At 65.2% G+C, this 18,900-nt stretch carries 15 protein-coding genes; 5 read left to right on the forward strand and 10 right to left on the reverse strand.

The annotated features are described in order from the left end of the window. Positions 1–175: 175 nt before the first annotated feature. The gene (locus C7440_RS16370) at positions 176–805 is read right to left on the reverse strand and encodes a LysE family translocator (RefSeq protein WP_116519265.1); all 630 of its coding nucleotides are present in this window, start codon (positions 803–805) and stop codon (positions 176–178) included. Between the two features lie 56 nt (positions 806–861). Here C7440_RS16370 and C7440_RS16375 point away from each other — a divergent pair, with 56 nt between their 5' ends. After that, entirely contained in the window at positions 862–2,061 is a 1,200-nt protein-coding gene (locus tag C7440_RS16375) for a trans-sulfuration enzyme family protein (protein ID WP_116519266.1), read from the forward strand. Between the two features lie 54 nt (positions 2,062–2,115). On the opposite strand, the gene C7440_RS16380 is transcribed toward C7440_RS16375, so the two are convergent. The 4 genes from C7440_RS16380 to C7440_RS16395 form a co-directional block, all read right to left on the reverse strand. Next, positions 2,116–2,742, reverse strand: coding sequence for a thiol:disulfide interchange protein DsbA/DsbL (locus C7440_RS16380; RefSeq protein WP_017525675.1), 627 nt, complete (start codon positions 2,740–2,742; stop codon positions 2,116–2,118). A 64-nt stretch (positions 2,743–2,806) separates the two neighbouring features. Next, entirely contained in the window at positions 2,807–3,478 is a 672-nt protein-coding gene (locus C7440_RS16385) for an SPOR domain-containing protein (protein WP_116519267.1), read from the reverse strand. 8 nt (positions 3,479–3,486) lie between these two features. Then, entirely contained in the window at positions 3,487–5,172 is a 1,686-nt protein-coding gene (gene argS / locus C7440_RS16390; protein WP_116519268.1) for an arginine--tRNA ligase, read from the reverse strand. A gap of 95 nt (positions 5,173–5,267) precedes the next feature. Further along, on the reverse strand, positions 5,268–9,074 hold the full coding sequence (locus C7440_RS16395) for a DUF6531 domain-containing protein (RefSeq protein ID WP_116519269.1): 3,807 nt from the start codon (positions 9,072–9,074) through the stop codon (positions 5,268–5,270). A 96-nt stretch (positions 9,075–9,170) separates the two neighbouring features. Here C7440_RS16395 and C7440_RS16400 point away from each other — a divergent pair, with 96 nt between their 5' ends. After that, a complete protein-coding gene (locus C7440_RS16400) occupies positions 9,171–9,515 on the forward strand; it encodes a DUF1840 domain-containing protein (RefSeq protein ID WP_017525672.1) in 345 nt (114 codons plus the stop codon). A gap of 72 nt (positions 9,516–9,587) precedes the next feature. Here the strand turns inward: C7440_RS16400 and leuA are convergent, their stop codons facing one another. Next, complete coding sequence (gene leuA / locus C7440_RS16405; RefSeq protein WP_116519270.1) at positions 9,588–11,288, reverse strand: 2-isopropylmalate synthase; 1,701 nt, start codon at positions 11,286–11,288, stop codon at positions 9,588–9,590. 363 nt (positions 11,289–11,651) lie between these two features. Next, a complete protein-coding gene (locus tag C7440_RS16410; RefSeq protein WP_165832626.1) occupies positions 11,652–12,284 on the reverse strand; it encodes a hypothetical protein in 633 nt (210 codons plus the stop codon). Between C7440_RS16410 and rpoN the strand changes: the two genes are divergently transcribed. The 3 genes from rpoN (at position 12,283) to bfr (ending at position 14,857) form a co-directional block, all read left to right on the forward strand. Beyond that, positions 12,283–13,698 (forward strand): RNA polymerase factor sigma-54, encoded by a 1,416-nt coding sequence (gene rpoN / locus C7440_RS16415; protein ID WP_165832627.1) that lies wholly within the window; start codon positions 12,283–12,285, stop codon positions 13,696–13,698. The genes C7440_RS16410 and rpoN overlap by 2 nt on opposite strands. Positions 13,699–13,783: 85 nt before the next feature. After that, the gene (locus C7440_RS16420; RefSeq protein WP_017525668.1) at positions 13,784–14,056 is read left to right on the forward strand and encodes a (2Fe-2S)-binding protein; all 273 of its coding nucleotides are present in this window, start codon (positions 13,784–13,786) and stop codon (positions 14,054–14,056) included. A 330-nt stretch (positions 14,057–14,386) separates the two neighbouring features. Next, positions 14,387–14,857: a bacterioferritin gene (gene bfr, locus C7440_RS16425; RefSeq protein ID WP_017525667.1), complete on the forward strand. Its 471-nt coding sequence runs from the start codon at positions 14,387–14,389 to the stop codon at positions 14,855–14,857. 109 nt (positions 14,858–14,966) lie between these two features. Here bfr and C7440_RS16430 read toward each other — a convergent pair whose 3' ends face one another. The 3 genes from C7440_RS16430 to C7440_RS16440 form a co-directional block, all read right to left on the reverse strand. After that, complete coding sequence (locus C7440_RS16430; RefSeq protein WP_017525666.1) at positions 14,967–15,608, reverse strand: hypothetical protein; 642 nt, start codon at positions 15,606–15,608, stop codon at positions 14,967–14,969. Positions 15,609–15,682: 74 nt separating this feature from the next. Continuing rightward, positions 15,683–17,281 (reverse strand): peptide chain release factor 3, encoded by a 1,599-nt coding sequence (locus tag C7440_RS16435; RefSeq protein WP_017525665.1) that lies wholly within the window; start codon positions 17,279–17,281, stop codon positions 15,683–15,685. A gap of 56 nt (positions 17,282–17,337) precedes the next feature. Continuing rightward, complete coding sequence (locus C7440_RS16440) at positions 17,338–18,702, reverse strand: DEAD/DEAH box helicase (protein WP_017525664.1); 1,365 nt, start codon at positions 18,700–18,702, stop codon at positions 17,338–17,340. Between the last annotated feature and the right edge of the window lie 198 nt (positions 18,703–18,900).

The following is an 18,900-nucleotide window of genomic DNA, read 5'->3' on the forward strand; positions in this document are numbered from 1 at the left end:
TTGGCGGTCGAGCCAGGCGCCGCAGAACGGAGGGCGAAGGCCCGGAGGATGCGGACAGGCGGGCCCGAAGGGCCGACCGGCTCCGCCCGGAACAGACATACCCCGCAGCGCAGGAACGGGTTTAGAACAAACTCCGTCACTCCTACGACACAGCGCAGCGCCGCATGAACACCGCTCAGCGCTGAGAGAACACCAACCGCATCGCCAGGCCCACGAACACCGTCCCGGCGATGCGGTTCAGCCACAGCTGCGCGCGGGCCGACTTTTGCAGCATCTGCCCGAAGGCGCCCGAGAAGAAGGCGATGGCGCCGAACACCAGCAGCGTGGCCAGCATGAACAGCGCGCCCAGGCTCACCGTCTGCAGTGCCACCGAGCCCCGGGCGGGCGAGGTGAACTGCGGCAGGAAGGCCAGGAAGAACAGCGATACCTTGGGGTTGGTCAGGTTCATGATGATGCCGCGCCGGTACAGCGTGCCGTGGGGCAGGCGTGGCGCCTTGCCGGCGTCGGCGGCCGCCATGGCCGGCGCCCTGAACGCGCCCCAGGCCAGGTACAGCAGGTAGGCCGCGCCCGCCAGCTTCAGCACCATGAAGGCCGTTTCCGAGGTGGCGAAGATGGCCGCCAGGCCGACGGCGACCGCCACAGTGTGTCCGATCAGGCCCGTGCACAGGCCCAGCACCACGACCATGCCCGCCGCCTTGCCCCAAAGGGCGGCCTGCATCAGCACGAAGAGATTGTCCGGTCCGGGAGCAAGGGCCAGCAGGACGGCGATGCCGAAGAAGGAAAGGACGATCTGGTAGGTGAGCATGGAAAGGCGTGATTATGTGGTAGCTTTAGGCGTACAGAGCAAACACATTGAAAATCATGGCCAGCACTCCGTCGCACATCGACACCCTGTTGTTGCACTCGGGCATTGCCGAGTTTAATCCCAAAACACAGTCAGCTCCGGTGGCGCTGCCGTCCATGCGGACCAGCACCGTGCGCTTCGCCAATATGCAGGCGCTTGACCAGGCCATTGCCGAAAAATCGCGCGGCGAGCGCGCGGCCACCTATGGGCGGGCCGGCATGGACACCCATGCGGCGCTTGAGCAGGTGTTCTGCGATCTCGAGGGCGCCCAGCGCGCCTTCCTGGCCCCTTCGGGCCTCTCGGCCATTACGCTGGCTTTCCTGGCCCTGCTGAACACCGGCGACCACGTGCTGGTGGCCGATTGCGTCTATGGCCCGGTGCGCTACCTCGACAAGACCGTCCTGGGCAGGCTGGGCATCGAGGTCAGCTATTGCCGCGCCGAACCCCAGGCGCTCGAGGCCCAGCTGCGGCTCAACACGCGCATGCTGTATATCGAGTCGCCGGGTTCGCTGCTGTTCGAAATGCTCGATATCCCCGCATTGTCCGAATTTGCGCGCAAGCATGGCCTGGTGCTGGTCGACGACAACACCTGGGGCGCGGGCTATGTGTACAAGCCCCTGCACCTGGGGGCCGACGTCTCGGTCGTGGCGGGCACCAAGTACATAGGCGGCCACTCCGACCTGATGCTGGGGGCCGTCATGGCCAAGGATCCCGATCTGGTCCGCCGCATCAACGAAACCCACTATGCCATGGGCTATTCGATCAGCGCCGACGACGCCTGGCTGGCCCTGCGCGGCGTGCGCACCCTGCCGCTGCGCATGCGCCAGCATGCCGCCAACGCGCTCGAGATATGCCGCTACCTGGCCGCGCGTCCAGAAACCTTGCGCCTGTTCCACCCGGCCTTTCCCGACGACTCGGGCCACGCCCTGTGGAAGCGCGACTGCCAGGGCTCGAACGGCATGCTGGCCGTCGAACTGGCCCTGAACGAAGCCCAGGCGCGCCGCTTCGTCGACAGCCTGCAGCTCTTCAGCATCGGGTATTCGTGGGGAGGCTTTGAAAGCCTGACACAGCTGGTAGAGCCCTCGGCCCTGGCTGTGCATGGCTACTGGCAAGATGGCGGTGCCGACCGCTCGGTTGTGCGCCTGCATATCGGCCTGGAAGCCCCGCAAGACCTCATGGCCGACCTTGACCAGGCATTTCAGGCGGCCCGCCAATAGGCCATTGGCCTGGCCGCCCCTGGTCGCCCGCAGCGCAAGCGCGGGCGGCGCAGATTACTTCTTCAGGCTTTCCAGCAGGCGCTGCGCCTCGTCGATGGTGCCCTGGTAGCTGCCGGTCATGGAAGGCGACACCAGGTATTTGCCGCCTACCGCCAGGCTGGGCGTACCCTGCACGCCGTAGGTTTCGGTCAGCTCATTGGCTCGGGCGATTTTCGTCTGAACCCCGAACGACTTGAACACGGATTCGAACTTGGCCTTGTCCACGCCCTGCTCGGCCACCCAGTCGATGATCGCGTCTTGAGTGTAGATGCGCTTGCGTTCCTGGTGTATGGCCTTGAAGACCGCCGGGTGCAGGTCGAGGCGGCCCAGGCTTTCAAGCGAGTAGTACAGCTTTTGCAGATCGGCCATGCTGGCGTTGAAGGCCACCGGCACGCGCTTGAGCACCGTGTCTTCGGGCAGCGTCTTGGCCCATTTCTCGACCAGGGGCTCCATGGCCGCGCAGTGTGGGCAGCTATAGGCGAAGAACTCGAGTACTTCGGTCTTGCCCGCCGTGTCGGAGGGCTGGGCCGGGTCGACAAGGGTGTGGGACGCCGATTGCGCCAAGGCGGCCGGGGCCATGAAGACGGCGGCGCCCAGGGTGGTGGCAGCCAGGGCACGGGAGAAGAATGTTTTGAGCGACATGTATGGTTATCCTGAACTAAGTGAGCATTGAGACCGGGAAACGGGCGTCAAGTTCAAACCGGCGTCAAGGGCGCACGACGGTCGATTCTATCTTGGCTTCGCCCAGCCGCACCCGCGAGCGGTTCATTTCGTCTATGCCCTTGAACGGGCCGACGCGCACACGATGGATGGTGGAGCCGTTTACCTGCGCCTGCTGCACCTGCACCGGCAGGCCCATCATGAGGATTTGCGCCTTCACGGCATCGGCATCGCTGCCCGAGCGGAACGCGCCGGCCTGCAGATAGTAGGTGGTTTGCGTCGTGGCCGCGATGTCGGCCGCCGAAGGCGCCTTTTGGCTCTGCGCCTGAGCGGGAGGCGGCGGCTGGCGCGGCGTGCCGGGAGGGGCCTCGCTAAGGGTTTCGAGCAGGGCGCCGATCTCGTCCGACATGGAGCCGCGCGCCTGGTTGGGCGCAGTGCCCGGCAGCGGCGTGGGCGGCGTGACGGTGGGCCCGTTGGCCGGGCTGCCGGCGCCCCCGCCCTGGCCGTAAAGCCCCAGGTTGGGGTCGGGTGCGTCGCGCACGTCGGGCAAGAGGATGTTGGCGGGGTCGCGGCTGGCCTTGTCGACGAAAGGCATGGGAACCTGGGTGACGAAGTATGCGACCGCCGCCGCGGCGGCGAGGCCGATGATCAGGCCGGCCAGCAGGCCGAAGAGCGTGCTGCCGCCGGATTTCGAGCCGGATGATTTGCGACGTGCCATATCAGCGATTACATCCTTTCAGGAGCCGAAACCCCGAGTAGTTGCAGCCCGCCGGCCAATACCTGCCGCGTGGCCCGGGCCAGGCGCAGGCGCGCCAGCTTGAGCGCCTCGTCGTCGACCAGCACCCGCTCGGAGTTGTACCAGGTGTGGAAATCAGACGCGCAGTCGCGCAGCCAGAACGCCACGTGATGCGGCGCCAGTTCATGGGCCGCCTGTGCAATGACGGCGGGGTACTCGGCCAGACGCTGCAGCAGGGATATTTCGGTGGGCGCGGTCAGGCGCGTGGCATCGGCCTGGTCGATGCGGCCTTGAGCTTCGGGAGACTGGGCCAGCATGGAGCAGATGCGCGCGTGCGCATACTGAATATAGTAAACCGGGTTTTCTTCGCTTTTGGACAGGGCCAGGTCGATGTCGAAGACGAACTCTGAGTCGGCGCGCCGCTGCGCCAGGAAGAAGCGCACGGCGTCCTGGCCCACCCAGTCGATGAGGTCGCGCATGGTGACATAGCTGCCGGCCCGCTTGGAGATCTTGACCTCGGCGCCGTTGCGCACGACCTTGACCATCTTGTGCAGGATGTACGCAGGGAAGTCTTTGGGTATGCCCAGGTTCAGGCCCTGCAGGCCGGCACGCACGCGTGCAATGGTGCCGTGGTGGTCGCTGCCCTGGATATTGACGGCATGATGGAAGCCCCGCTGCCACTTGGCCACATGATAGGCGACGTCGGGCACGAAATAGGTGTAGCCGCCTTCAGACTTGCGCATGACGCGGTCTTTGTCGTCGCCCGTGCCCAGTTCGGTGGTGCGCAGCCACAGGGCGCCTTCCTGTTCGTAGGTATGGCCGGCCTGGGTAAGGGCCTGCACGGTTTCTTCGACCCGCCCGCTCGAATACAGCGAGCTTTCAAGATAGAAATTATCGAACTTCAGGCCGAAGGCCTGCAGATCGAGGTCTTGCTCGCGGCGCAAATAGGCCACGGCAAAGCGGCGTATGTCGTCGAGGCTGTCGATATCGCCCGTGGCCGTGACCGAGTCGCCGTCGGCGGCCTGCACGGTGGCCTTGGCCGCGAAGTCGCGGGCGATGTCCAGGATGTAGTCGCCCTTGTAGCCATCGGCGGGAAATTCGGGGGCGTCGGGCAAGATGCCCTTGGCCCGTGCCTGCACGCTGATCGCCAGGTTGTCGATCTGGTTGCCGGCGTCGTTGTAGTAGAACTCGCGGGTGACGTCATAGCCTTGCGCGGCCAGCAGGCGGCAAAGCGAATCGCCCAGGGCGGCCTGGCGCGCATGTCCCACATGCAAAGGGCCGGTGGGGTTGGCCGAGACGAACTCGACCAGCATCTTTTCGTTGCGGGCCGGCTGCATGCCGAAGCGTTCGCCTTCTTTCTGGATGGCGTCGAGCACCGCCTGGTGGGCCGCGGCGGTAAGGCGCAGGTTGATGAAGCCCGGCCCGGCGACTTCGGCCGACGCGATAAGGCCGGCCGCGCCCGGCTGGGCCATCAGGGCTTGTGAAATCTGCTCGGCCAGCTCGCGCGGGTTGCGGCGGGCGGCCTTGGCCAGCTGCATGGCGACGTTGCTTGCCACATCGCCATGGCTGGCGACCTTGGGCCGTTCGAGCACGATGGCGGGTGAAGCGTCGGGAACGATAGGCTCGATCGCGGCGCGAATGAGGGAGATAAGTTGCTGTTGTTGCCCAGGAAGCATAGAAGGTTCGAGATATAGGCGACCGCGGCGCCGCCCCGTAAAAGGCGGCCCGGCGCGCAGGAAGCGCAACGGCCCATTGAATATAAAGAGTTAAATCATAGCAGGGGTTCGGCCCGCCATCCCAGTTCATCATAGAGCCAGCGGGCATAGGCGTCCAGGTCGACCGTGCCGACCTCGCTCGAGCCGCTGCGCCGCCAGTCGTCGTAGCGGTTTATCAGCGCTTCGGTGGCCTGGCGCTGGGCCCGGCCCAGGCGGTGGTGGTCGTCCTGGTAATCGAGCTGCTTGCGGCCGTCGGGCCCGTCGACCCGCCTGTCGCCTTCCTGCACGCTGCGCACCGGGGCCGGGCGCGAGTCGTGCAGAACGGGCTCGCTGACCGTCGCCCGTTCGGCGGCCAGCCGTGAAAGGGGCACCGAAGCGGCGCGCGCCTGCCAAAGCATCCAGTTCAGCGCGACGTCGGACAGGTCGCCATGGGCCTGGGCCGACGATTTTTCGCCAAGCGGCACCCCGCCGCCGATATTTGCATGGGCCCCGACAAACGGAGCTTCGACGACATTGTCGGCGATGTCGCCCGTGGCGGCGAGCAGGGGAAACAGCCAGCGCCGCTCGTGCAGCGCCACCGCGTGGGCCACCCAGCCCCAGGCGGCCGAGATGCTGAAGTCGTACAGCGTATTCAAGGCCCCGCCCAGGCCGAACTGGGCGACGGTGTCGAACAGGCCCATGAAGCGCAGGTCGACGCAGGCGCTTATCTGGCCCCGCAACGGATCGGCATAGGAGAACAGGCCCTGGTCCACGTGCTGCTCGATCAGGTTGCCGAAGTGCCGGGCCAGCGCTGCGCCGCGCGAATAGCCGATGATGTCGATGGGCATGATCTGGTCGGCCCGCGGCGTGGCGCCATGCAGGGCGTTGAGCAGGTGCTGCCACTGCGTTTCCACGGCCTGGGGGGCCGAGTGGGCGGCCAGGGCGTCCATGTCGAGGTAATAAGGGTTGCCGGGCCCCGAGTGATAGAACACGGGGCCGTCCTGGTATTGCTGGCCGAAGAGCCAGACGTTGCTGCGGTTCTGCGCATTCTGGCGCGTGCCGTCGAAGGCGAACAGCAGCAGGCCAAGGGGGTCGACGTAGCGACGCGGCTGCTGGCCCGCATAGCCCAGCGCCTGCGTGCCGGGCAGTGGCCCCAGGGGATCGGGCTCCAGGTATTGCCCCAGGCCCGGGTGGTAGGTGCGCAGCAGGTTGTCGTGCCAGCCCGAGGCCGCGTCGGCAAGCTGGCCGGGCAGCCTCAGCCTGAGGTCCAGGTCACCCGCCACCCGGCGGGCCGCCCCGAAGGGCGTGTGGCGGGCCAGCCAGCGTATGCGCCGCCGGACATCGGTTACCAGGCGCGGCATGCCGAGCAGATCGGCATGGACGGCATACAGGGTGCCCGAAGGCGCTTCGCGCGTATAGTCGATGATGCCGACGATGACGTCGCCTGCGTGGATGTAGCGCCGGGTGACGAGCCGGCCGTCGGGCTGCGACCCGTGGATGCGGGGCTGGCGCGATTCGGCGACGAGGCGGTTGCCCAGGTAGAAGTACTGCACATGCTCGGCGGGGCTTTCAGCCTCGATGCGATGGCCGAAGGCATTGTGCCGATAACGCTCGACAAGGTCTCCGCCGCGCCACAATTGCTCCAGGCGGCGCTGCGGGCCGTAGCGCAGTTCGAATCCGTCCACTTTTCGGGGCAGCCCGCTGGCATCGCGCACGATGTGGGGGTGCATGGTTTCGCCATCGAGCCGCAGGGCGGCAAGAGAGCCGTCGGCATGCCAGGCGTGCCAACGGTCGGAGGGGCCGTTGGCCGACGAGCTGCTTGCTGCGGCCAGGCGGGACTGGCTGTCGTAGGCATAGCGCCAGTCGATGGCATGATGGGGGGTGGAGGCAAAGCGGTCGGCTTCGCGCACTGGCCGGCCCTGCGGGTCCGCGGCGCGAAAATGGTCCCACACCACCGCATTGCCATCGTAGAGGGTCAGCGCCTGTACGCTGCCCCGCTCGAAATGCAGGGCCAGCCCCAGCCCGTTGCCGTAGCGGTAGCCGGCCTGGTCGGGCCAGGCGCGAATGACTTCTTGCCGCCGGCCGCCGTCATCCACCCACTCGAGGCGCATCAGCCGCCCCTGCGGGCTCCAGTCATACAGCAAGGCGCCGCCTTCGGGCAGATGATGGGCCGCAAGCCGATGATACCCGTCGTATTCGAAGCGCTCGACATAGGCCCGGCGTGTGGCCGCCGCCGGGGAAAGCGGGCGTTGCACGCGCCGCTCGGCCAGGCGGCCGTGGGCGTCGTAGCGCAGCCATTCGTTTTCTTGCGGGTGGCGCACGGCGGCCAGTCTGTTGCCCTGCCATGTCAGGCGAGTAAGCAGCGTGGCCCGGCGATTGCGCGCCGTGACCCGTATCGGCCGTCCATGTTCATCATAGTGGTAGAGCCATTCATCGCCGTTGGCGAAACGCCGCAAGGCCGGCCGGCCAAGGCTGTCGAAGCGGGCTTCTTCAGTGCCACTGCCTGCCGCATGCCAGGCTTTGCGCCGTCCCTGCGCATCGAAATCGAAGTACAGGCCGGGCCAGCCCGGGGCGTCGGGGACCAGGCGCTGCATGGTGCCTGAGGCATTGCGCACGATGCGGCTGCCGTTCAGCCATTGCAGGCGGCCCTGCTCGTCATAACCTGCCGCGCTGCCCGGCGCCGCACAGCCCGGGCAAGGCGCCCCCGATACCTGAAGCAGGCGATGCCGCCCCGCATGCAAGCCGAATTCAAGCCGCGTCTGGCGTCCGTCCGCGCCTTCGACCACGGTAAGCCCCTTTTGGCCGGCGGACGCGGGCCGCTCGTACGAGATACGCAAGGCATAGGCGCCCTGTGCCGGATGATGCTGTTCCGAGGCGATGGCCCGGCCCTGGGCGTCATAAGCCCAACTGTGGGTGCGCAGCCGGGGGCCATCGGGCGGCGCCAGTGCGACGCCGGTGAGAAGATGCGGCATGCCTGACTGCCGGTCGGCCTCGTGCAGATAATGCCGCTCGTAGCCGTCGGGGCGGCGCACGGCCGCCAGGCGCAGGAGTGCCGCCGCGCCCCCTGCCTGTGGCGACGGCTCGTATCGATAGTCGAAGCGGCCCAGGGGTGTGTCGATGGCGCTGACATAGGCGCGGCCCGCGTGGATTTGATGATGAAACCGGAGCGTGGCGACGGTGTGGCGGCCGTTGCTGGCCGTGATGTGGGCGATGCGTCCCCGCAGAGGGCCGGCTTGTGCGTGACGGACAATGTCGATGACGTGAGCCGTGTCGAGTGCTGCGGGCGCGCGTTGTGAGGATATGCCGGCGTGCGTGTCGGGGCCGGCAAATTGGGGCGCTGGGTGGGCACCGGCGCCTGGCCTTGCGCCCGGCGCGGCGATGCGTATCAGTTGCCCCTGCGCATCGAAGCGCAGGCTGCGGCCGTCGGGCCACGACCATGTCCAGTGCGGGCCATCAGCCCGCAATGTGCCCTGATCGTTACGCAGCGGCCATTCGCCAGCGCGGCCGAAGTCGATGCGGCTGCCGTCGGCCTGGACGATCTGGTAGCGGCCGCCGGCATGGTACACACGGGTGTCATAAGAAGTGCTCCAGCCCTGGCCGAAGGCGCCGTGGCGCGGGTCGAGCGAGTTGTAGTGCCTTGCGACCTGCAGCAGGGGTGCTTGCGGATTGGCCGGGAGATCGATTTCGTGCTGATGCTTGTTGCCGGTGGCCAGATGAACCGGATTGCCGATGCCCAGGCCCAGGCCGGGCTCGGCCGGACCCAGGGTGGCCACGCCGCCCATCGAGCAGGGATGGCCCAGCGCGGGGGGCGAGCACACGCCCTGGGCGTGGATTGACGCCAGGGGCGACATCAGTATGACGAGGCACAGGAAACGGGCAATCATGGGTTTATTCCAGAAGGAAATAAACCTTGATCTTGCAGCTTGGCAGGCTCTGGATGTTAGGGTAGTGTAGAACTTCGTCTATTGAGGAAAACCGACATGCTGATTGTCTTTTATTCAAAGCCCGCCGCCGAAGTCCTCATGTTCGCGCAGCATGCCCTGCCCATCCTCAAGGCAGCCGGCAAGCCCTACACCGACACCCTGCCCGAGCGTGGCGTCATCACGCATGAGCAATTGCCCGCCGCCATTGCGGGCATCGAAAAGGCCATTGCCGAGGGTCCGGTGCTTGATCACGTCGAAAGCGACGACGACAACGACGACCGCGAGCATCCCATCTCGCAGCCGGTAAGTTTCCGCCAGCGCTCGTTCCCGCTGCTGGCCATGCTGCGCCTGGCGCAGCAGCACCAGGCCGACGTAACCTGGGAGCCCGCCCCGTCATGGTAGGCACCCATGCTAAACGGGCAGCCGCTTGCGCGACTGCCCGTTTAGTTGAAGGCTAGGGGCTGGTGCCCGGCCTTATATCGTTGCGGCCTGCGCTTTTTGCGCGGAGTGCGCCACGGCGTGGCGATTGACCGCGCTCAAAATTGCCTGGAACGAGGCCGTGACGATGTCGGCATTGATGCCCACGCCGAAGCCCGTGGGCGAGTCTCCTACGCGTACTTCTACATAGCAGGCCGCCTTGGTTTCGGTGCCGGTGCCGATGGCGTGCTCATGGTAGTCCATGATGCGGACATCGAGGTCGAGCGCGTCGACGAAGGCCGAGATGGCACCGTCGCCCTGGCCGGTGAGGTGGCGGGTTTCGCCCTCGTGCTGCAGTTCGACCTCGATCGAGAACTGCTCGCCCGACTTGGCTTCGGGCGTGCCGGTGATGCGGTGGCGCACCAGCTTCCAGGGCGCGGCAAGTTCAAGATATTCGGTGCTGAACAGCTTGTGGACCGCGTCGGAGGTGACTTCGGCGCCGGTTTCGTCCGATACCCGCTGAATGGCCCGGCTGAACTCGATCTGCAGGCGGCGCGGCAACACCAGGCCGTGCTCTTGTTCGAGCAGGTAAGAGACGCCGCCCTTGCCCGACTGGCTGTTGACGCGTATGACGGCGTCGTAGCTGCGGCCCAGGTCGGCCGGGTCGATGGGCAGGTAGGGCACTTCCCAGAGCGTGTCGGGCTGTTGCTGGGCGAAGCCTTTCTTGATGGCGTCCTGGTGCGAGCCCGAGAAGGCCGTGAAGACCAGGTCGCCGGCGTAGGGATGGCGCGGGTGCACGGGCAATTGGTTGCAGTACTCGACGCAGCGCCGCACTTCGTCGATATCGGAGAAGTCGAGGCCGGGGTGTATGCCCTGGGTATACAGATTGAGGGCCAGGGTGACAAGATCGACGTTGCCGGTGCGCTCGCCGTTGCCGAACAGGCAGCCTTCGACGCGGTCGGCGCCGGCCATGACGGCGAACTCGGCCGCGGCGACGGCGGTGCCGCGGTCATTGTGCGGATGCACGCTAAGCACGATGCTGTCGCGCTGCTTCAGGTTGTTGTGCATCCATTCGATCTGGTCGGCATACAGATTGGGCGTGGTGGCCTCGATCGTTGCCGGCAGGTTGAAAATAATCTTGGATTGCGGGGTGGGGCCCCAGGCTTCGCACACGGCGTTGCAGACCTGAAGCGCGAACTCGGGCTCGGTAGTGCTGAAGACCTCGGGCGAGTACTCGTAGCGCCACGACGTTTCGGGATGCTGCGAGGTATGGTGCTTGACCATCCTGGTGCCGCCCACGGCCAGGTCGCGGACTTCGTCCTTGCTCATGTTGAAGACGATCTTGCGGAATGCAGGTGCGCAGGCGTTGTAAAGGTGGACGATGGCCTTGTGTGCGCCGGCGGCGGCTTCCACCGTGCGCTGGATGAGGTCTTCGCGCGATTGGGTCAATACGATAATGGTGACGTCGTCGGGGATGCGCTTTTCGTCGACCAGCTTGCGAACGAAGTCGAAGTCGGTCTGGGATGCCGAGGGAAAGCCCACTTCGATTTCCTTGAAGCCGATCTTGATCAGTTGTTCGAAGAAGCGCAGCTTGCGCTCGACGCTCATGGGCTCGATGAGGGACTGGTTGCCATCGCGCAGGTCGGTACTCATCCAGATGGGGGGATGGGTGATGCGCTTGCTGGGCCACGTGCGCTCGGCGTAGTCGCGATCGAACGCAACAAACGGACGATATTTATCGGAAGGTTTGGAGAGCATATTGCACCTATTGACGGAATTCTTCTGTGTGAGCCATTGTTTGCATCGCCGTATTCGTGATGGGCGATTTCAGCTTAGAGAGCCGAATGTAACAAACTGATGACTGGAAAATATCGGCGTGGCGAACAGGCTGCCGAACTGCCACACGACGCTAGGCCCGGCAACCGATCGGTAGCAGCAGGGATAGGGCCAGAGCGAGAAGAGGAGCGCGGCTAACGCCGGCGTGGGAGCGAGCAGCCACCGCATCGGCAGCGTGGCTGCCGATGGCGATAGAAGAGAGAATGGCGCTCGTGGGTTTCATGCTTGATAGTCTAAACAGTGTTGGGCGCTTGCGCAAGCGCCCACGCCTTGACGTCGGCGCCTTCAGGTGGGTGATTGCGCCTGCTGGGCGGGGCTGGGCCGCTGCGGCGCCTGTTCCCGGACAGCGCTTGCTTCGGCAGCGTGGTAGGGGGAAGCGGTGGCGGCTGCCGGCTGGTCGAGCAACTGGGCCTGCAGGCGGGAAAGCAGGATCTTGCCCGCCCTGCCTGAACGAAGTTCTTCGGCCGTGCGTTGCAAAACGCCAACAGTAACGGGCTGGCTGCGATCTTGCCAGGCCCAGCGCAGAACGTCGCGGGCCGGTTCGGACAATTGGGCCACCAGCGACTGGAAGGTTTCCGCACCCACGATCTTGGCCTGCACCCGTTGCCGGCTGGACTGGACGAAGCCGAACAGGAGGTAGGCGATGATGAGGGTGCACAGCGCCACCAGCGCCCACCAGAAGAAGGGGTTGTAGCGCTGCAGGAAGGCGATGCCTTCGCCGCCCAGCACCTGCAGGCCCGAATAGTCGATTTCGTCTCCGAAGGCGACCATTCTATTGAGCAGGTCATACCAGACGATGACCACGACGGCCACCACGACGGTGCACAGGATTTTTTGCGTTGCGGTAAGCTTGAGCAGCGTGCTGCGCAACACGGAAGTGTCTTGCGGGGTCGCCAGAGAGCTAGAAGTCTGTTTCATGCAATTTATTTTACCTATGCAATCGCGCCAGTCGATCCAACTACGTCAGCACCAGCAGCTTGCACTGACTCCTCAGTTGCAGCAGGCCATTCGGCTGTTGCAGTACTCGGCGCAGGATCTCGAGCAGGAGGTCGCGCAGGCGCTGCTGGACAATCCGCTGCTCGAACGTGATGAAGAGTATGACACCGAAGGCGATGCTGCGGAACCGGCAGCGTCGCATGATGACGACGGTTTTCGCGAAGTTTCGGACCTGGCGCCGCGGTCACGCGACGGCGACGACGACTACGAGCGGCCCGAAGCCGCGCCGGCGCCCACGTTGCGCCAGCATCTTATGGAGCAGTTGCGGCTTACCCGTGCGACCTCGCGCGACCGGGTGCTGATCGAACTGCTTGTCGACGAGCTTGACGACAACGGCTACCTTACGACTCCCCTGGACGAGCTGGCGGCCCTGCTGCCCGAAGAGCTGGGGGTGGAGCGCAGCGAGTGGCAGGCGGCGCTGCGGCTGCTGCAGTCGTTCGATCCGCCGGGTGTGGCGGCCGCCTCGGTCAGCGACTGCCTGCAGCTGCAGCTGCAGCGCCTGGAATGCGACGCATCGCCCCAGGTGCTGGCCTGTGCCGGCGAACTGGCGCGCGAACATCTGGCCCTGCTGGCCTCGGGCAATCTGCCGGCGCTGCGCCGCGAGCTCGGATGCAGCCTGGACGTACTGCGGGATGCCAGGCAGTTATTGCTCAGGCTCGACCCCAAGCCGGGGCGCGGCTGGGCACACGACGTCGCCGACTACGTCAGGCCCGAGGTCATCGTGCGAAAGTCGGGCGGGCGCTGGAAGGCCTTCATCAATCCGGCCGTCATGCCGGGCCTGCGGGTCAATGCCGATTACGAACGCCTCATCAGGCAGCGCCAGGCCGGTGCGGACGGCCTGCAGCCGCAACTGCAGCAGGCGCATGGGCTGATCAAGAGCATCCACCAGAGGTTCGACACCATATTGCGGGTTGCGGGCGCGGTCATAGCGCATCAGCAGGCCTTCTTCGAGCTGGGCGAGCAGGCGCTGCGTCCCCTGGTGCTGCGCGACATTGCCCAAGAGCTGCAGATGCACGAATCCACCGTGTCGCGCGCCACCCGCCAGAAGTACGCCCAGACCCCCTGGGGGGTCTACGAGCTGAAGCATTTCTTCACTACCGCGGTAAGCCGCGACGACGGCGACGCCACTTCGGCGGCGGCGGTGCGTTCGCTGATCCAGGATCTGGTCCAGGACGAACCCGCGGCCAAGCCGCTGTCGGACAACCTCATTGCCTCCATGCTGGCCGAACGCGGCGTTGTGATCGCCCGGCGCACCGTGGCCAAGTACCGCGAGGCGGCTGGCATACCGCCCGCTTCGCTAAGGCGCGCCAAGGCGCGGCTGGACAGCGTGGAGTGAATCTTTGCAGCCTGTTTACAATTTTCTTGCCAAGGAGCAAGAATAGGCATTGCATTTTTCACATGTCTAGATAATAATTATTCTCATGTTTATTTGTATATGTAGCGCTATATCCGAGCGCCAGGTCATCAAGGCCGTACAAGACGGAGCCCAAACGCTCGACGATCTCCAGGTAGACCTGGGGGTTGCGATGTGTTGCGGCCGTTGCGCCGAAACCGCCAGCGAGTATCTTCCCGGCGGGCGCTATGCCGAGCACCTTTCGGCCACGGCCATCGGCGCCGTCGTCGAAGAAGCCGCCAACGACGCCTCTCTGGGCGGCATGACGGTTCAAGTCGTCGTTCGTCGCGCCTACGCATAAATTTACAAAAAGACACAATTTTCTTTCCGTCCCTTCTCCTCGTCTCATCTGCCTGGCCAAGCGGCCCCAGGCGCCTTCAAGTCATAAGTTGTTACCGGCCTTTGTCCCGACCCAAGCCGGGTTCAAGCGCATGATGCCGTCATTGTGCATGAAGTGCTAGCGACAAGCGGACTCATTCCTATTTAGCCAAACACTTGTATTCATGCGGGTTTCCAGCCCTTTGGCTGTGGTTTCGGCGTGCTGATAAATCGTCTCCGCCATGTTAGGCTAGCGCCATACCGATAATCAATGCGCCGCATCAGCGGCCGCAGGGCTTTCCAGGAGAACCTCATGAAGGGCGACCCCACCGTTATCCAGCACTTGAACAAACAGCTCAAGAACGAACTTACGGCCATCAACCAGTATTTCCTGCATGCGCGCATGCTTAACCACTGGGGCCTGAACAAGCTGGGCAAACACGAATACGACGAATCCATTGGCGAAATGAAGCACGCCGACCGCCTGATCGAGCGCATTTTCATGCTTGACGGCCTGCCCAACCTGCAGGACCTGCACAAGCTGCTGATCGGCGAGAACGTGCCTGAAATATTGTCCTGTGACCTTCAGCTGGAAACGGCCGCGCACGGCACCGTCACCGAAGCGATGGCTTACTGCGAGTCGGTGCGCGATTATGTGTCGCGCGACCTGTTCCAGGATATTCTCGACGACACCGAAGAGCACATCGACTGGCTTGAAACCCAGATCGAGCTCGTCGACAAGGTCGGCCTGCAGAACTACCTGCAGTCGCAAATGGAAGAATAAGCCGAACCGCCGTAAAGGCGCCGCCGGTTTCAAGCCGACACAATAAAGAAGGGCCGCTTTCTTGGGAAACGGCCCTTTTTTGCCGCCGGGCCGTCCCAAGGCCGGGCGTCTAGAAGTTCTTGGCCGGGCAGTCGGCGACGCGCCCCCAGGCGTTGTTGGGCGTGCAGTAGCGGTTGCGCGCCGCCCAGGCGCAGCTGGGCCGGTCGAAGAAGCTTTCGGCGTCGCAGGCCTGGAGGTCTTGCCGCAGGCGGGCCTGCCAGGCGCCCGAATTGCCGACCGGCCTGGAAGCCACCTGGGGCGGCGGCGACTGGGGCGATTCGATGGGCTGCAGCGGCTGGCCTCCCTGGTTCAAGCCGCTCATGAGGTTGCCGACGTCGGCGATGCCGGTAAAGTTGCTGGAACCGCCCCCGGCTGCAATTTGCTGGGCCTCGACCATGGTGATGGACGTGGTGGCCACGGCGATGACCTGGTTGGACTTGGTCTCGTCGAGGGACGATTCGGGAATTTGCCAGGCGATCTGGGGTGGGCCTTCGGGCACGGCCATGCGGCCGTCGACCAGCGGCTGCGGCGGCTGGGCGGTATAGGGTTTGCCGTCGGCATCGAGGACAGGCACGGTGACAAGGGGGGCGTGATGAGAAGAAGCCGTGGCCACGGGGCCATGCGCTACCAGCCATTCGCCCAGGCGCAGGCCGCCCCAGACGGATACGCCTGCGGCCAACGCCAGAACTACGAAAATTGAACGCCAAGACATTGCGGTCCTTCGTGTGCTTTACCCGGGGTAGTATAAAACGTTAGCAAAACGCCTTTTCGCGCAATGTAAGCGTTTTATGCGAAGACCTGGCCGCCGTGCTCGCGCATGGCATGAAACTGGATTGCCGGGTATAGCTCTTGGGCCACGCGCAGCTGGGCCGGCGAGCCGGCCAGGAAGGCCACCGCATCGACGACGTCATAGGCGATGTTGGCGGCGTTGGCCTGCATGAACTTGCGCAGCTCTTTGGGGTCGTCGGCGGTGATCCATCGCGCCATGTTGTAGCGCGAGGGCATCATGCGTGCATCCACACCGTACTCGGTCTTGAGCCGGTGGGCCACCACTTCGAACTGAAGCTGGCCCACGGCCCCCAGCAGCAGGGCGCCCCCGGCCGCTTCGGGGCGAAAGACCTGGATGGCGCCTTCTTCGCCCAATTGGGTCAGGCCGGTGCGCAACTGCTTGATGCGCAAAGGGTCTTTGACCTCTACCGCCTGGAAGAGTTCGGGTGCGAAGAAAGGCAGGCCGGTGAACTGCAGGGCTTCGCCTTCGGTCAGCACGTCGCCCAGGTGCAGCACGCCGTGGTTGGGAATGCCTATGACGTCGCCGGCATAGGCCTCGTCCACCAGCTCGCGGCGCTGCGACAGGAAGGAAACAACGTTGTTGGGGCGGATTTCCTTGCCGGTGCGGGCCACCTTCAGGCGCATGCCGCGTTCGAAGCGTCCAGAGCTGACGCGCACGAAGGCCACCCGGTCGCGGTGGGCCGGGTCCATATTGGCCTGCACCTTGAACACCACGCCGCTGAACTTGCTTTCTTCGGGCTGGACCTGGCGCTGCAGGGCCTCGCGCGGGCCGGGGGGCGGCGCGAAATCGACCAGCGCGTCCAGCACCTCCTGGACGCCGAAGTTGTTGATGGCAGAGCCGAAGAACACGGGCGTCTGCCGGCCCTCGAGGAAAGCCTGGCGGTCGAAGGCCGGCGAGGCTTCCTGGATCAGTTCGATTTCTTCGCTTGCCTTGGCGAAGGCATCGCCGAATCGTTCGGCAATGACGGGGTTGTCCAGCCCGTCGATCATTTCGTCATCGCCGCCGCGCCGTTCCTGCCCGGCCTTGAATACGCGCATGCGGTTGCGGCGCAGGTCGAACACGCCGCCGAACGAGCGCCCCATGCCCACGGGCCAGGACAAGGGCGCGGTGTCCATGCCCAGGTGGGATTCGATTTCGGAAAGCAGGTCGAGCGGCTCCTGCACTTCGCGGTCGAACTTATTGACGAAGGTGATGATGGGGGTATTGCGGGCGCGGCAGACCTGCAGCAGGCGAATGGTCTGCGGCTCGACGCCGTTGGCGGCATCCAGCACCATCAGGGCCGCATCCACCGCGGTGAGCACGCGGTAGGTGTCTTCGGAGAAGTCCTGGTGGCCGGGGGTGTCGAGCAGGTTGATGACGCAGTCGCGGTATTCCATCTGCATGACCGACGAGGCCACGGAAATGCCCCGCTGCTTTTCGATCTCCATCCAGTCGGACGAGGCGTGGCGGCTGGCCTTGCGCGCCTTGACGCTGCCCGCGATCTGGATGGCGCCTGCGAACAGCAGCAGCTTTTCGGTCAGGGTGGTCTTGCCCGCGTCGGGGTGGGAGATGATGGCGAAAGTGCGTCGGCGGGCGACTTCGTTGGCTATGGTCATCGGTGTAGAACAGTTGTGGAAAGCCCGGCGGAGCCGGGCAGTGACACATTTTATTTTTAGGTGCGGGCGGGGTCTCGGCGTGCTCCGGCCTGGGCGCCGCCCGAACGGGCCGGGCGGGAAGGCCTGCCTTGGCCCGATCCGCGTGCGCCGCGCCGGGCCGCTTCGCCGGGCGCGGGACGCCGGGCCTGGCCTTGCGGACGGCCCTGGCCGCCACCGCGTCGCGGCGGACGCGCATCGCGTTCGTCGTCGGCGAAGGATTCGGCGCTGGCGGGCGGAGGTGTCCAGCCTTCGATCGTGCCGCGCTCGATGGGGCGCTTGATGAGTTTCTCGATGGCGTTCAAATACTTGATTTCGCTGCGGTCGACCAGAGACAGGGCCGAGCCCTCGCTGCCGGCGCGGCCGGTGCGGCCGATGCGGTGCACATAGTCTTCAGGCACGTTGGGCAATTCGAAGTTCACGACATGCGGCAGTTGGTCGATGTCGATGCCGCGCGCCGCAATGTCGGTTGCGACCAGCACCGCCACCTTGCCCTCTTTGAAACCGCTGAGGGCGCGGGTGCGGGCGGCCTGACTCTTGTTGCCATGGATGGCGGCGGCCGTCAGGCCGTCTTTGACGAGCTTCTCGGCGAGGCGGTTGGCGCCATGCTTGGTGCGGGTGAAGACCAGCACCTGGTGCCAGCCGCTTTCGCGGATGATGTGGCTGAGCAGGTCGCGCTTGTGCGCCTGCTCGGTCATCACCAGGCTTTGCCGCACCAGTTCGGAAGCCGTGTTGCGGCGCGCGACGGAGATCTCTTCGGGTTTGTCCAGGACGCCGCGCGCGAGGTCGCGGATCTCGTCCGAGAAAGTGGCCGAGAACAGCAGGTTCTGCCGCTGCTTGGGCAGCAAAGCCAGCACGCGGCGAATGTCGCGGATGAAGCCCATGTCGAGCATGCGATCGGCTTCATCGAGAACGAGGATCTCTACGCCCGAAAGGTCTACGGTTTTTTGCTGGGCATGGTCGAGCAGGCGGCCCGGCGTGGCGACCAGGATGTCGATCGGCTTGCGCAGGGCGGAGATCTGGGGATTGATGTTGACGCCGCCGAACATCACCATCGAGCGTACGGGCGTGTGCTTGCCGTAGGTGCGCACGGACTCTTCGACCTGGGCGGCGAGCTCGCGCGTGGGGGTCAGGATCAGGCAGCGCGGCCGGCCGGGCCTGGCCTGGCGCAGGGGCGTCTCGAGCAGGCGGTGAAGTATGGGCAGGGTAAAGCCGGCGGTCTTGCCGGTGCCGGTCTGTGCGGCGGCCAGCAGATCGCCGCCCTTGAGCACTTGCGGGATGGCCTGGGCCTGGATGGGGGTGGGCGCGGTATAGCCGGTCTCGGCGATGGCACGCAAAAGGGGTTCGGCCAGCCCGAGGGCGGCAAAAGGAACTTGGGTATTCAAGAAGGCAACTCCAGCGGCAGCCTATCGCTCGAGTCGAGAGACACCAATCTAGGCGGACGGAAAAGTAATGAGGCCAAAAGATGGCCGGGATGGCAAGGCGAAAACCGCTTGCTGCTGCGCGCTGATTGGTTGCGCGCGAAACTCCCATTGTACTGTAACTGGGCCGGCAGCGCGTAGGCCTGTGCGCCTTGGGGGCCT

Origin of the sequence: Pusillimonas noertemannii, assembly GCF_003096595.1 — a bacterium.
In the GTDB taxonomy this organism is placed as follows: domain Bacteria; phylum Pseudomonadota; class Gammaproteobacteria; order Burkholderiales; family Burkholderiaceae_B; genus Pusillimonas; species Pusillimonas noertemannii.